Origin of the sequence: Streptomyces sp. MA5143a (genome assembly GCF_900290235.1) — a bacterium.
Classification (GTDB): Bacteria; Actinomycetota; Actinomycetes; order Streptomycetales; family Streptomycetaceae; genus Streptomyces.
Map to the genome: position 1 here is coordinate 1 of NZ_OLMK01000121.1, position 14021 is coordinate 14021.

Sequence of the window (14021 nt, forward strand, 5' to 3'; positions counted from 1 at the left end):
GTCCGCGACCGGAATGCCGAAGTCGGGGGTGCCGTCGGCCTTCCAGTAGATCTTCTGCACGCGGGTGCGGCGGTTGGGGTCGTTGAGCGGTGAGCCGCTGATGTTTTTGTAGCTGCGGTCGTGGTAGACGAGGATGTCCGACTTGCCGTCCTGGGAGACCGTGAACTGGTTGTGCCCGGGGCCGTACTGGCTGGTGGCGGCGAAGCTGGCGAAGACCGGGCCGTCGTTCTTGGTCCATGACGAGGCGCTGAGCAGGTCGGCCGAGGCGGACGCGGTCAGCATGCCCATGCAGTAGTTGGCGTCGGTGGCACTGGCCGAGAAGGTTATGAAGACCTTGCCGTTCTTCTGGATCACGGCCGGACCCTCGTTGACCGTGGCGCCTCCGGCCTTCTCCCAGGCGGCGGTCGGCCGGCTGAGCAGGACCGGTGTGCCGGTGATGGTCCACGGGTTGGACATCTGGGCGATGTAGAGGTTGGTGCCGAGGCCGAACACGGGCGGGTTGTCCTGCGCCCAGACGAGGTAGCGGGTGCCGTTGACGGCGAAGGTGGTCGGGTCGAGCGAGAACGTGTCCAGGGGCAGTGCGATGCGGCCCTTCTCCGTCCAGGTGCCCGTGATCGGGTTCGGGTCCGCGCACTCCAGGACGTAGGGCCGGATCCTCCATATGTCGTTCGCGGCGCCGGCGGAGAAGTAGATGTACCACTTGCCGTCGATGAAGTGGATCTCCGGGGCCCAGATGTAGCCGCCCATCTCACCGGTGGCGTGCTTGGTCCAGATGGTCGTCTCGGTGGCCGAGGTGAGCCCCTGGATCGTGGTGGCCCGGCGCAGCACGATGCGGTCGTACGCCGGCACGGTCGCGGTGAAGTAGTAGAAGCCGTCGGTGTGCTTGAAGATGTGCGGGTCGGCCCGCTGCTCGGCGATGGTGTTCGTGTACGTCACACCGGGCGACGCGGGGACGGCGGCGCGGGCGGTACCGGCAGAGATCCCGGTGAAGGTGGCGGCGGCCGAACCGGCCATGAGGCCGAGGACCGTGCGGCGGGTGAGCGCAGGTCTCATGGGGGACTCCCTCTGGTGCTCGCGGGGCGGATGGAGCACCTGCCTCCACGCAGTGCGAGATATCGAACATCGTTCGCAAACTCGACCAGAAGGTAAGTTCTGAGCCTGCCCCAGTCAACACTTCCGTCACGCGAAGTCTTTCTGTGCACTCCTGTTCGGATCCATGGCAGGGAAGGGGATGCTGGCGCTCTCCCGTGCCGTGCCGTGTCCACCGCCGAGCTGCGAGCGTGGCGTCACGAGTCCTGTGAGTGCTGCCCGGATAACGGGTGTGACAGGAACTGATCGGAACTTACCAGTCAGTTCCATTGACGGGCGTATGGCTGAAACTTATCTTTTCCCTCGCGGTTCGAAGTTACGCACGCAGTTCGGGATGTCGAACAGTGTCGAAGGGGGCAGTAGGTGTTCAGCACCCGTCGCTGGTCCACCAGTGCCGCGTTCTGGCGACCCCTCCGGCGGGAGGCGGGCGGGTGGCGCCCTCCCGGCCGGCGGCGGTGCCCCTGCGGCTGGTCGAATTTCCGGGACCCGGCGGTCCCGGCCGCGCTCAACGCCGGTGGTGGCACCCTTTCCTTCTTCGGTCCCTCCGTCTTCGCGCCCGACGTCGACAAGGTGGCCGTCGCGCCGCTCGACTGCTGACGCGGCGCCGGCCGGGGTCCGACCCGGCCTCGGCGGGCTTCTCGCCTCCCTGGATCCCACTCCTTCGCCTTGTCCGTTCATTCGAACGACGTACGAAATGCCGAACAGAAAGACGATAGATGGTGAACGCCGAACACACGCAACAGCCGCAGTCCGACACCTACGTCATCGGAGTCGACTACGGGACCCTGTCCGGACGGGCCGTCGTGGTGCGCGTGTCCGACGGCACCGAACTCGCCTCAGCCGACCACCCCTACACCCACGCCGTCCTCGACCGGGAGCTGCCCGACGGGACCCCGCTGCCGCCCGACTGGGCCCTGCAGGTGCCCTCGGACTACATCGACGTCCTGCGTACCGCCGTACCGCAGGCGCTGGCTCGGGCCGGTGTGCGGCCCGAGCAGGTCATCGGGATCGGTACGGACTTCACCGCCTGCACGATGCTGCCGGTGCTCACCGACGGCACCCCGCTGTGCGAACTGCCGCACCTCACCGGCCGCCCGCACGCCTACGTCAAGCTGTGGCGCCACCACGCGGCGCAGGCCCAGGCCGACCGGATCACCGACCTGGCCGCGGAGCGCGGGGAGCCGTGGCTGAAGCGGTACGGCGGGAAGATCTCCTCGGAGTGGGAGTTCGCCAAGGCGCTGCAACTGCTGGAGGAGGACCCCGAGCTCTACGAGCTGACCGACCGCTGGATCGAGGCCGCCGACTGGATCGTGTGGCGGCTGTCCGGCACCTACGTCCGCAACGCCTGCACCGCCGGTTACAAGGGCCAGTACCAGGACGGCACCTACCCTTCCCCCGAGTACCTCGCCGCGCTCAATCCCGGCTTCGCCGACTTCGTGACCACCAAGCTGGACCACCCCATCGGTCAACTGGGTGACCTGGCAGGCACATTGACGGCCGAGGCCGCCGCGTGGACGGGGCTACCGGAAGGCATCGCGGTCTGCGTCGGCAACGTCGACGCCCATGTGACGGCGCCCGCCGCCACGGCCGTCGAACCGGGCCGGATGGTGGCCATCATGGGCACCTCGACCTGCCACGTCATGAGCTCCGACCAGTGGGCCGAGGTCCCGGGCATGTGCGGGGTCGTCGACGGCGGCATCCTGCCGGGCCTGTGGGGCTACGAGGCCGGACAGAGCGGCGTCGGCGACATCTTCGGCTGGTTCATCCGCACCGGCTTCCCCGAGTCGTACGCCAAGGACGCCGCCGCGCTCGGACGGAACGCGCACGAACACCTGACGGCCCTCGCGGCCGAACAGGAGATCGGCCGGCACGGACTGATCGCTCTGGACTGGCAGAGCGGCAACCGCAGCGTCCTGGTCGACCACGACCTCAGCGGAGTCCTGGTGGGCCTGACCCTGTCCACCCGCCCGGAGGACGTCTACCGGGCGCTGCTGGAAGCCACCGCCTTCGGCACCCGCACCATCATCGAGACCTTCGAGACCGCCGGCGTGCCGGTCCAGGAACTGATCATCGCGGGCGGCCTGACGAAGAACGCGCTGCTCATGCAGATCTACGCCGACGTCACCCGCCGTCCCCTCGGCGTGATCGACTCCGCCCAGGGACCCGCTCTCGGCTCTGCCATGCACGCGGCTGTCGCGGCGGGGGCGTACCCGGACATCCGGGCCGCCGCCCAGGCCATGGGCAAGGCGCGTGCGGGCGTCTACCAGCCCGACCCGGAGCGGGCCGCGGCCTACGACCGTCTCTACGCCGAATACCGGCTCCTGCACGACTACTTCGGGCGCGGCGCCAACGAGGTCATGCACCGACTGCGCCGGATCCGCGCCGAGGCGTCCGCCTGAGCGACTCCCTGTGCCCGACGGCCCCCGCCTCCTCGGTGGTCGTCACCCTGAAAGGAAACCCTCATGAACACCAGCACCACCCCCTACCGCGAGCACGAGATCTGGTTCCTCACCGGAAGCCAGGGCCTGTACGGCGACGACGTCCTGCGTCAGGTGGCCGACCAGTCCCGGAACATCTGCGAGACCCTCGGCCGCCCCGACAAGCTGCCGGTCAGGATCGTGTGGAAGCCGGTCCTCACCAACGCCGAGTCGATCCGGCGGATCTGCCAGGAGGCGAGCGCCTCCGACACCTGCGTGGGCGTGATCGCGTGGATGCACACCTTCTCGCCCGCCAAGATGTGGATCGGCGGACTCAGCGTCCTGGACCGGCCGCTGCTGCACCTGCACACCCAGTACAACCTGTCGCTGCCCTGGCCGAGCATCGACATGGACTTCATGAACCTCAACCAGGCCGCGCACGGCGACCGCGAGTTCGGCCACATCGAGTCCCGTGTGGGCATCGACCGCAAGATCGTCGCCGGGCACGCCACCGACCCGCGAGTCATCCGACGCGTCTCGGCCTGGGCCCGCGCCGCCGTCGGCCGCCACACCTCGCGCACCCTGCGCCTCGCCCGCTTCGGCGACAACATGCGCGACGTCGCCGTCACCGAAGGCGACAAGGTGGAGGCCCAGCTGCGGTTCGGCTTCTCCGTGAACACCTACGCCGTCAACGACCTCGTCGCGGTCGTGGACGCGGTCGAGGACAAGGTGGCGGCCGAACTCGCGGAGGAGTACGTCGAGTCGTACGACGTGGTCGCGGCGCTGCGCCCCGGCGGCATCCACCACGACTCCCTGCTCTACGCGGCCCGTATCGAGGCCGGCTTGCGGACCTTCCTCACCGAGGGCGGCTTCACCGCCTTCACCACCAACTTCGAGGACCTCGGCGGCCTGCGCCAACTGCCCGGCCTCGCCGTCCAGCGGCTGATGGCCGACGGCTACGGCTTCGGCGGCGAGGGCGACTGGAAGACCTCCGCCCTGCTGCGCACGATGAAGGTCATGGGCGCCGGGCTGCCCGGCGGCACCTCCTTCATGGAGGACTACACCTACCACCTCGGCCCGGGCACCCCACGCGTCCTCGGCGCCCACATGCTGGAGGTCTGCCCCTCCATCGCATCCGCCCGCCCCCGCTGCGAGATCCATCCCCTCTCCATCGGCGGCCGCGAGGACCCCGTCCGCCTGGTCTTCGACGCGGCGCCCGGAGAAGCGGTCGTCGTCGGCCTCTCCGACCTCGGCGACCGGTTCCGGCTGACCGCCAACGCCGTGGACGTCATCAGCCCCAGCGAGCCGCTGCACCGTCTGCCGGTGGCCCGCGCCGTGTGGAAGCCCCGCCCCTCTCTCGCGGAGTCCGCCGAGAGCTGGCTGCTCGCCGGCGCCCCGCACCACACCGTGCTCAGCTCGGCCGTCGACAACGAGACACTCACCGACTACGCCGCCATGTCCGGCGTCGAACTGCTCACCATCGACGAGACCACCAGCATCGAGCAGTTCGCCAAGGAAGTCCGCTGGAACGCCGCCTACCACCGCCTCGCCCAGGCCCTGTGAAGACCATGAACCGGATGCGCACCCAAGGAGACAACGACCGATGACGGTACGAGTCCGTGACGGCCTGCGGCAAGAGGTGCTGGACGCGAACCTGGCCATCCCTCAGGTCGGCCTGGCGACGCTGACCTGGGGCAATGTGAGCGGCGTCGACCGTGAGGCGGGCGTCTTCGTCATCAAGCCCTCCGGCGTGCCCTACGAGGATCTCGCCCTCGACCACCTGGTGACCGTCCGCCTCTCCGACGGCGAGGTGCTCGACGGAGACCTGCGCCCCTCCACCGACACCGAAACCCACCGCTGCCTCTACCTGGCGTTCCCCTCCATCGGCGGCGTCACCCACACCCACTCCACCCACGCCGTCGCCTTCGCCCAGGCCCGCCGGGAGATACCGGTGCTGGGGACCACCCACGCCGATACCTTCAACGGCCCCATCCCCTGCACCCCCGACCTCACCGCCGAGCAGTGCGCGAAGGACTACGAGTACAACACCGGCCGCGTGATCGTGGACATGCTTCAGGAGGACGACCAGAAGGCCGTGGAGGTACCCGCAGCCATGGTCGCGGGCCACGGCCCGTTCACCTGGGGCGCCACCGCCCGCAAGTCCCTCGAACACGCCATCATCTGCGAGGCCGTCGCCGACATCGCCCTCCACACCCTGGCCCTGTCTCCGACCGCCCCGCCGCCCCCGCACCTCCTCGACCGCCACTACACCCGCAAACACGGCCCCGACGCCTACTACGGCAACCCCACTCCCGCACCGGCCGGCCAGTGAAGGGGTTCGCGTCCAGCGAGTTCGCCTTCAGCTTGTCGCGGCAGCAGGTGGATGTTCAGCAGCGATTCCAGATGCACCACGGAGGCCGGCTCCAGGTCTCCGCCGTCGCCTGGCCCAGATTCCTCCAACCGTCGCCCGTCCGGACCGATGCTGACCTGGCCGGCGGTCGAGTCGGACGTTGCGGTGACCCGCCGTGTTTCCGCTGGTGGAACGGCCGGACAGCGGTGGGAAATGTGCCGGGGTCGCGGCCGGTTGAACAGCTTCCGGGGCGTCGCCCGTACTTCCGGGAAAGGAAGGAAGCCCGGTGTCTCAGCGAAGGACGGCCATGGTCGAGGCGCGTGTGTCGACGGACGAGTCGATCGCCGGCAGGTACCGGCTCATCGACGTCGTGCACCGTGAGACCAACCGGGTCAGCTGGCGCGGTGAGGACGTGCGAGAGGGGCTTCCGTGCCTGGTCACCAGGGTCGGTCTCCCCGCCCACCTGGGCCAGGAGGAGGCGGTGCAGGCCGCGGACCGCGTGGTGCGTATGTCGGAGACGATGGCGCGGGTCAGCCCCGGCCGGGTGGCCCCGGTCCTTGACGCGCTGACGGAGGCCGGTTCCTTATGGACCGTCACCGAGTGGATCGACGGACTGCCGCTCGATCAGCTCGTCGATGAGGAGGGTCCGTTCGATCCGGCCATGGCGGCCACCGTCGCACTCCAGTTGCTCGACGTGCTGGAAGCCGCGCACGGCGAGGGCATCACGCACGGCGAACTCAGCCCGGGGCAGGTGTTCCTCCGGGCGCACGACCACGTGGTCGTCACCGGCTTCGGGCTGGCGGGGGCAACCCTCGTGCCCAGGCTGGCGGCACCGTCGTACGCCTCTCCCGAACAGGCCCGGGACGAGCGCATCGGTCCGGCGGCCGACCTGTGGGCCCTGGGCGCCATCCTGTACACGATGCTCGAGGGAAGGCCGCCGTACCGGGACCCGGACTGGTCGGCGAGCAACCCGCAGGGCGCGACCGGGCTGCCGCTCGGGAGCACGCTGCGGGAGGGCCCGCTCGCAGCCACCGTCCAGGGGCTGCTGCGCGAGGACTCCTGGGAGCGGCTGACGCGGACCACGGTGCGCCAGAGCCTGAACCGCGTGCTGGAACAGGATCCGCACGCCGTCGTGGCGGCGTCCCGGCTGCGGCGGGCCTGGGGCGCGGCCCGGCGCCTCGGGCCACGGCGGAGCGGACGTGCCATGGCCGCAGGGACGGCGCTGGCCGTGGTCATGGTGGCGGTCGCAGCCCTGGCTGTGACCCACCGGCTGCCCCACACCGAGGAGACGGCGGGCGGGGGCGCGCAGACCCGGCCGCCGGTGTCCACCGCACCCGCTGCCGAGGACGCCGGTGAGCCGGTTGACGCGACCCCCCGCCCGTCCGACGCTTCCTCGGGCACCCCTTCCTCTCCCGCTCCGACGGCCTCCGCCGCTCCGTCCCCTCCCGCCGCGTCCGTCGACGCGCTCCCGGAGGGGTACCGGGTCTACCGTGCGCCCGAGGGGTTCTCCGTGGCCCTGCCCAACGGCTGGAAACGGCTGAGCACCCGGAAACAGGGCGATGTGGCGTACCGGGTCACGTTCGGGTCGGACGGCGACCCGCGCACACTCGCGGTGACGTACAGCACGCGGGCCGGTTCGGACCCGGTCGCCGTCTGGCGCGACGACGTTGAGCCCGCGCTGCGCCTGCAGGCCGGCTTCCAGCGGATCGGCGCGATCGAGGCGACGACGTACCAGGGATACGAGGCTGCCGACATGGAGTGGTTCTCGGACACCGACGGCCGACGGGGCCGCACCTTCGGGCGGGGCTTCCTCCTCGGCGGACACCGCAGTTTCTCACTGCGCTGGACGACGCCGTCCGCCGACTGGGACAAGGCCGCCAATCGCCAGGCCCTGGAGACGTTCCTCGTGACGTTTCGTCCGGACCCGGCCCCCTGAGGCCGGCGGCCCGGCCAGTCGCCTGCCCGGCCGGGAGAGCGCGACCGGCCCCGCCGATCACGACCTCCCGGCCGCGTGCCCGTTACCGAGGTATGTCCCTGGCCGCGACCATCAGTCCGGCCCGTTGCGCGGGCTGCACTACGGCACGGCGCGGTTCGTCCAGGCTCATGGGGCCGACGGGGACCTGTGCGTCGCGGATCGCCTCCACCAGGGGCGCGTGGCGGGTGCATTGCGCGTAGAAGTCGGCGCGTTACCCAGGTTCCTCGGGTCCTCCTTCAACTCCCCGTACAGGGCACCCGGGCTGAGGCCGGCCATGGCTCCCAGTCGCACGGCGCACTCTTCCAACGGTCGCGCCCCCGGCGTCAGTACGACGACCGTCGTCGATGCGGTGTCCTCAAGGCGCGGCACCAGCCCGGCCCGCAACAACGACGACTTGCCCGACCCCGACGCCCCGATCACCATGAGTATCTGCTCAACGCCGCCACCAAACCCGCCCAGTACATCCGCTGACTCCGGTCGGGGTGGCTCGGCTTCCTGCCCCCCCTCGGTCCGCAGGGCCCGTTTGGCCTGCACGGTCCGCTCGGCCCGCAGGGCGTGATCAGCGGATGCGGCGCCGCATGGCGCCCGTCAGCGCTGGTCGTACACCAGGAGGCCGTCGTCGCGCAGCCGGGCACCAGGCGTCGGCCGGTGTTCGGCCAGCCGCCCGTCATGGGCCAGGTGGAACACCGGGGTCCCGCGCGCGAGTACGGCGAAGTCGGCGATGATCCGCCGGTGGCAGCGCCACCACACCGCCTCCGCACACATGACCGTGGTGCGTACGCCCGCGGCCTGCGCGAGGAGCTCGTCCATCGCCGCCACGAACTGCGGGTCCCGCGTGTACCCGGCGTATCCCCGGAAGGAGGCGTTCTGCCAGAAGGTGTCGGGTGAGTCCGGCGCGACCCTGCGGAAGCCCCCGAGTCGGGGTTCCCACCGGTAGGCGATCCCCTGACGCGGCATCCACTGCTCCAGTGCGCCTCGGTTCGTGTCCGGGTTGTGGCGGCTTCCCGGAGCGGTGCGGACATCGACCACCGCCAGCACCTCGGCGCCGTCGAGGAGGGCGGCCATCTGTTCTCTGGTGGCGGTGCTGTGCCCGAAGGTGAGCAACTGCCCGCGGCTCTGCTCCGTGCGGTTCACACGTCGGCCGGGTCTGGCGGCGGTGAGGCGCACCGCCGCGTCGTTGAGCCCCTGGAGGCTGTGGCGGGCTGGGGGGAGACGATCAGGTCGCCCCCGCGCCCCTTCCCGGTGGTCTGGCGCAGGGTGTGCTCCTGGCCGCCGTCGACGGTGGTGGCGCTGCGCCCGCCGGGCGTGGAGGCGGCCCGTTCCAGTTGCTCGCGAGCTTGTGCGTCCGGGGAGATCTTCTGCATGGGTGCGGTCTCCAGGTATGTGTGGCGGCATCCATCCGCCGGTGCGCTGTTCGAACAGTCCCACACGGCTGGACGCGCTGCCCCGCGGAGGATGCCGTGGTCGGCCTTCCGGCGAACACGTTCATGCAGAGCAGCAAGACGTTGATGAGCGTCGAGCGGACGCGGGAGCCGGGTTCTTCAGCCAACCGCCGTGCGGGGACCGCCGGAACTCGGCGATCATCCGGTGCCGGGCGGCCGGCAGCCTGAGGCCGCGTGCGGGACGGGCGATGGGGGGCGAACTCGTCGGCGATGCCGGTGGCCGGTCCATCGGCCCACCGAACACCGCGCCCGGCGAGTCGGCCCGCCGCATGAAGGCACTTTTCGGTGCGCGATACTCTCCCGATGAGTTCACGCAATGTTCCGGGCAACCGGCCGATCACGATCCGGAGGGCCGTCGCAGGGGACGCCAAGCGGCTCACGCGGCTCGTGCGTGGCTCAGGTGCCTACGAGGGCAAGTACGCGGCGGCGGTCGCGGGCTACCGGGTCGGTGCTGATTACATCGAGGCCCACCGCACCTTTGCGGCTGTCAGCGCCGACGGAGACGGGGGACGGGTCCTCGGGTTCTACTCCCTCGTCCTCGCTCCACCGGAGCTCGACCTGCTGTTCGTCGCCGACGACGTGCAAGGACGGGGTATCGGCCGGCTGCTCGTCGCGCACATGCGGTCCGAGGCCCGTGCCGCCGGGATCGAACGCCTCAAGGTCGTGTCGCATGTTCTCGCCGAGGGCTTCTACCACCGCGTCGGCGCGGTGCGGACAGGGACCGCGTACGCGAACCCGCCCGCCGTGCCGTGGGACCGTCCCGAATTCGAGTTCCGCATTCCTGTGGGATGACACCGGGTGCCGGTGGGCGGGGCAGCGGCTCGGCCCGCCTGGTGGCCGGTGGGAGCCAGTCGCCCGACCGCCGCCGTGACCCGCCGCCGCCGTGACCCGCTGACGCGGTACCTGACCGCCGGGTTCCGTCCCGCTCGACAGGGCCGACGGACGGATCCCGGCGGATGCCGGCGGATCCCGGTCGACCCTCCGTTCACTTCGGCGCCCGCCACCGGGCGAGAGGCCGCTCCGGTGACTGGGGCCGGCCCAGGAACCCGGTGCGCGCGGCCCGCGCGAGGGCGCGTCGCGGCGGTGTCAGGCCGTGGCCAGGTGACGGGTGTCGCCGAGGTGGACGAGCTGACGGTTGTGGAAGAAGTCGTCCTCGCGGAGATGGGTGATGCTGCCGGACGGGGCGCGGAAGTTGATGTAGCCGAGCGACTCGACGGGGAGTCGGGACCAGGCCGCCACCACGAAGGTCAGCGCGAAGCCGTGCGTGACCACGATCTGGTGCTCGGCGTCGAGACGCAGGACGTCGTCCATCGCGGCGTAGACGCGCATCGCGAAGGCCGTCTTGGTCTCCGCGCCCTCGACGCCCTCGTGGTGGTCCATCCGATTGCCCGTCGCCGGGGGCGGCAGGAAACGCTTGTCCAGCCACTCCTGCGGGCGGCCCTCCGCCTCGCCGTAGGACTTCTCACGCAGCCGGGCGTCCCAGACGGGAGTGACGTCGAACCGCCCGGCGATCTCCTCGGCCGTGCTGCGGGTGCGAAGGAGGTCGGAGGCGGTGACGTCGACGTCCGCACCGGCGGGGATGCTGTCGCGCAGCGCGCGGGCGATCGCCGCGGCGTCCTTCCGGCCCTTCGCGGTGAGGTCGGAGTCGTGCCAGCCGCCGACCAGTCCGTCGACGTGATGACTCGCCTCGGGGTGGGTGACGACATAGATGTTGCGCACCGTGGTGTGCCTTTCTGCTGGGACGTGGCGTGACGGGCCGGATCGGGCCCGCGACTCGCGGGACGGTACCGCAGGGCGGTCAGGCGGACGTGCCGGGGAAGGACAGTTCCAGCACCATCAGGCCCCACAGCAGTCTCGCCCGGTCGTGGCCCGCCGAGTGGGCGGTGAGGACGTCGCGGACGGCCGTCTCGCTCAGATAGCCGGCCGTGCACAGGCGGGGCCGGGTCAGTAGGTCGGTGGTGAACTCCCACAGCTTCCCGCCCGGACGCAGGAAGTGGGCGACGGGGAAGGTGAAGGGCTGCTTGGCCCGGCTGCGGACCTCCGCCGGGACGAGGTCGCTGCCCGCGTCCCACAGGACTCCCTTGCGCCGGTCGCCGTCGATCTTGGCCGGGTCGGGGGTACGGCGGGCGAACGCGGTCACCGCCGGCTGACAGTAGGGCACCCGGCCCTCGACCGAGTGGGCCATGGACAGGTGGTCGAGCTTGCGCAGGTTCAGGGCGGGCAGCTTGTGCAGCCGGTCGAACGTCAGCACCTGCTCCAGGCGCGAGGGCGCGGCCCGGTCCAGCAGCTCCCGCGCCTGCCGGCGGCTGCCGCCGTGCTCGTCGAGCAGTGCCCGGTAGTCGGGCGTGAACAGGCGACGGTACTCGGCGTGGGGGATCAGGGAGAGACGGTCCAGGTAGCGCTCGCGCCAGCCGTCGTCCGTCGCGGCGAGGGCGGTGCTGTAACGCCGGTAGCCGCCGAACTGCTCGTCGGCCCCGTCACCGACGAAGCACACCCGGAACCCGGCGGCGGAGATCTCCCGGAACAGCACGTACGCACTCAGGGCGTGCGGAGTGGCGTTGGGCGTGCCCAGCGCGCGCACCATGGGCGGCAGCAGGTCGGGCACCTCCGCCTCGCGCACCTCCACCACCTCCAGGGGAATGCCCGCGTGCTCGGCGGCCACGCGCGCGTACCTCTCCTCGTCGGAGTCGTGTGTGCCCTCGTGGGTGACGTGGAAGCCGGTGACGTCGGACCGGTGGGCGGACAGCAGGCCCGCCAGGATCGCCGAGTCGAGGCCGCCCGACAACTGGAGGGCCACCGGTGACTCCTGCTGGCACATACGGGCCGTCTCCCGGTCGAGCAGCTCACGCAGGGCCCGCGGGCCGTGTGTCCCGTCGGGCGTCACCGGAGCGGGAGCGGGTGCCGCGCGCAGAAGGGCGCGACGGCCGTCGTGCTCCAGGCGCTCGCCGGGCCGGAGGGTGCCCACGCCCCGGTACCAGGTCGCGCCGCCGGGCAGGCACTGCCAGTTCAGATAGTGGTCCACCGCTGCCGGGTCCAGCGGGAGGGCCGCTCCGCACAGCGCGGTCAGGCCGTCGGGCTCGGAGGAGAAGACGACACCGTCGTCCGTGATCCGGTGGTACAGACTCTTGACGGCGAGCGGGTCGCACCACAGGCGCAGCCGCCGCCCCGCCCGCAGGTCCACCACGGCGATCGCGTACATCCCTTCGAGCCGGTCGACGAAGTCGTCGCCGTACAACTCGTAGCAGGGCAGCAGGACCGAGCCGTCCGAGTCGCCCTCCACGGTCACCCCGTGCGCGGCGAGTTCGTCGCGCAGGGCGCGGAAGTTGTAGATCTCGCCGTTGAAGACGAGGGCGATCGTGCCGTCGGCGTTGGTGAACGGCTGCCGGCCGTGGGCCGGGTCCTGGATCGACAGGCGGTTGCAGCCGAGGCCCCACCCGTCACCGAGCACCCGGTCCTGCTGGTCGGGACCGCCCGGCAGCTGGGCGTCACGGGCCCGGTCCAGCGCGGCGGGGCCGAGGTCGGCGCCGAAGTAGCCGTAGATGCGGCACACGAGCGGGTCTCCTTGGAGCTGACGTGGGGCCGGGTGGGGACGATGACGTGCGGGACAAGCGCGATCAAGCGGGCCCTCAGGCGGACTTGTTGTCCTCCCCGGACGGTGCGACGCGGCCCTCGGCCCAGGAGCGCAGCGGCAGCGCGTGGCCGGCGGCGCGGCGCCGCGTCATCGCGGCCAGCAGGTCCCGCAGCGGTGGCACGTCGGCGGCGGCCTCACGGGCGCGGAAGCAGTACTCGTTGGAGATCTCGGCGTTCCAGCTCATCGTCTGGTGCAGTTCGCCCTTCAGCAGGTCCATGAAGTCCGGCCCGCTCACGAACGCGTCGGCCCCCTCGCGGCCCCGGCGGATCTCGGCGAACGCGACGTCGATGAGGTCGAGCCACTCCAGCACCGCGTCGGCGGCGGCCTCGGGGTGCTGGACGCCGTAGGCGTTCAGATGCCGGAACCGGTCGGTGACGGGGGCCAGCCGCTCCGGCAGGCGGGCCAGGAACCGCGCCAGGTACTTGGGGTTGCGGTTGGTGTTGCCGTAGACGTGCGTCAGGCCTCGGAAGGTGTCGACGCCGAGTTTGCGCGCCGCGATCAGAGCGGACTCGTGATCCCCCTGCGCCCACATGCCGGCCAGGTCCCGGAAGTCGGGGTAGCTGCCCACGGCGGTGCGGAACGCGGTGTAGGCGACCTCGCCGGGCCTCACCAGCCGGGCGACCTCCTCGAAGGCGGGCGCGTTGGTGAGCGGGACACCGTACGTGAGGCGGGACAGCAGCCGGAAGTCGACCGCGGACGCCGCGAACGCGGACGACTTGCGGGCCCGGGTGCGCAGATACGCGTACAGGTCGGCGTGGGCGGCCAGCATGTCGGTGACCTCGCCCACGGTGCGGTACTCGACGTCCACACCGAGCAGGCTCTGCGGCAGGTAGTCGAAGCTCGCCCTCACCCGGTCCCCGCTGGTGTAGTACCGCATGTGCCGCTCCCTGGGGAACGACTCGCGGTGGAAGCGCTCGTCCTTCTCACGCGCCAGCACGCAGAAGTCGAAGTCCGACGACGGGGTGCCGGAACCGTCGACGAGCGAGCCGGACAGCACGAGGATGTCGTCCGGTGCCAGATGGATGTGGTCGAGCACGTCCCCCTCGTCGAAGTCGTCGAGGGCGGTGACTGCGGCGATGTGGGATCGCAAGGAGAGCACGTCCGCTCTGTCCCTTTC

13 protein-coding genes and 1 pseudogene are annotated in these 14021 nt (G+C 71.0%); 6 read left to right on the forward strand and 8 right to left on the reverse strand.

What is annotated here, in order from left to right; genetic code table 11:
- A partial coding sequence (locus SMA5143A_RS38350) for a glycoside hydrolase family 43 protein (RefSeq protein ID WP_107467416.1) occupies nucleotides 1-1053 on the reverse strand: 1053 nt, incomplete at its 3' end.
- A gap of 399 nt (nucleotides 1054-1452) precedes the next feature.
- On the opposite strand from SMA5143A_RS38350, the gene SMA5143A_RS38355 reads away from it, so the two are divergent.
- From SMA5143A_RS38355 to SMA5143A_RS38375, 5 genes are all read left to right on the forward strand, one after another.
- On the forward strand, nucleotides 1453-1686 hold the full coding sequence (locus tag SMA5143A_RS38355) for a hypothetical protein (protein WP_107467417.1): 234 nt from the start codon (nucleotides 1453-1455) through the stop codon (nucleotides 1684-1686).
- Between the two features lie 119 nt (nucleotides 1687-1805).
- Nucleotides 1806-3488, forward strand: a complete 1683-nt coding sequence (araB, locus tag SMA5143A_RS38360) for a ribulokinase (RefSeq protein WP_107467418.1) — start codon at nucleotides 1806-1808, stop codon at nucleotides 3486-3488.
- A 63-nt stretch (nucleotides 3489-3551) separates the two neighbouring features.
- Nucleotides 3552-5069, forward strand: a complete 1518-nt coding sequence (gene araA / locus SMA5143A_RS38365; RefSeq protein WP_107467419.1) for an L-arabinose isomerase — start codon at nucleotides 3552-3554, stop codon at nucleotides 5067-5069.
- Nucleotides 5070-5109: 40 nt separating this feature from the next.
- Nucleotides 5110-5838, forward strand: a complete 729-nt coding sequence (araD, locus tag SMA5143A_RS38370) for an L-ribulose-5-phosphate 4-epimerase AraD (protein WP_107467420.1) — start codon at nucleotides 5110-5112, stop codon at nucleotides 5836-5838.
- A 325-nt stretch (nucleotides 5839-6163) separates the two neighbouring features.
- A complete protein-coding gene (locus SMA5143A_RS38375; protein ID WP_107467421.1) occupies nucleotides 6164-7792 on the forward strand; it encodes a serine/threonine protein kinase in 1629 nt (542 codons plus the stop codon).
- Between the two features lie 82 nt (nucleotides 7793-7874).
- Here the strand turns inward: SMA5143A_RS38375 and SMA5143A_RS44900 are convergent.
- The 4 genes and pseudogenes from SMA5143A_RS44900 to SMA5143A_RS38390 all read right to left on the reverse strand — a co-directional run.
- Nucleotides 7875-8020 (reverse strand): annotated as a pseudogene (locus SMA5143A_RS44900) (hypothetical protein); the annotation flags it as partial.
- Complete coding sequence (locus tag SMA5143A_RS44905) at nucleotides 7958-8254, reverse strand: nSTAND1 domain-containing NTPase (protein WP_375136598.1); 297 nt, start codon at nucleotides 8252-8254, stop codon at nucleotides 7958-7960. The pseudogene SMA5143A_RS44900 and the gene SMA5143A_RS44905, both read right to left, overlap by 63 nt.
- A 165-nt stretch (nucleotides 8255-8419) precedes the next feature.
- The gene (locus tag SMA5143A_RS38385; protein ID WP_107467481.1) at nucleotides 8420-8896 is read right to left on the reverse strand and encodes a DUF488 domain-containing protein; all 477 of its coding nucleotides are present in this window, start codon (nucleotides 8894-8896) and stop codon (nucleotides 8420-8422) included.
- Between the two features lie 65 nt (nucleotides 8897-8961).
- Nucleotides 8962-9195, reverse strand: coding sequence for a hypothetical protein (locus SMA5143A_RS38390; protein WP_375136599.1), 234 nt, complete (start codon nucleotides 9193-9195; stop codon nucleotides 8962-8964).
- Between the two features lie 381 nt (nucleotides 9196-9576).
- On the opposite strand from SMA5143A_RS38390, the gene SMA5143A_RS38395 reads away from it, so the two are divergent.
- On the forward strand, nucleotides 9577-10065 hold the full coding sequence (locus SMA5143A_RS38395) for a GNAT family N-acetyltransferase (protein ID WP_181362222.1): 489 nt from the start codon (nucleotides 9577-9579) through the stop codon (nucleotides 10063-10065).
- 294 nt (nucleotides 10066-10359) lie between these two features.
- Here the strand turns inward: SMA5143A_RS38395 and SMA5143A_RS38400 are convergent, their stop codons facing one another.
- The 3 genes from SMA5143A_RS38400 to SMA5143A_RS38410 form a co-directional block, all read right to left on the reverse strand.
- Nucleotides 10360-10992, reverse strand: a complete 633-nt coding sequence (locus SMA5143A_RS38400) for a histidine phosphatase family protein (RefSeq protein WP_107467423.1) — start codon at nucleotides 10990-10992, stop codon at nucleotides 10360-10362.
- 79 nt (nucleotides 10993-11071) lie between these two features.
- Nucleotides 11072-12823 (reverse strand): asparagine synthase (glutamine-hydrolyzing), encoded by a 1752-nt coding sequence (gene asnB / locus SMA5143A_RS38405; protein ID WP_107467424.1) that lies wholly within the window; start codon nucleotides 12821-12823, stop codon nucleotides 11072-11074.
- A 76-nt stretch (nucleotides 12824-12899) separates the two neighbouring features.
- Nucleotides 12900-14003 (reverse strand): 2-hydroxyacyl-CoA dehydratase, encoded by a 1104-nt coding sequence (locus tag SMA5143A_RS38410; protein WP_107467425.1) that lies wholly within the window; start codon nucleotides 14001-14003, stop codon nucleotides 12900-12902.
- Between the last annotated feature and the right edge of the window lie 18 nt (nucleotides 14004-14021).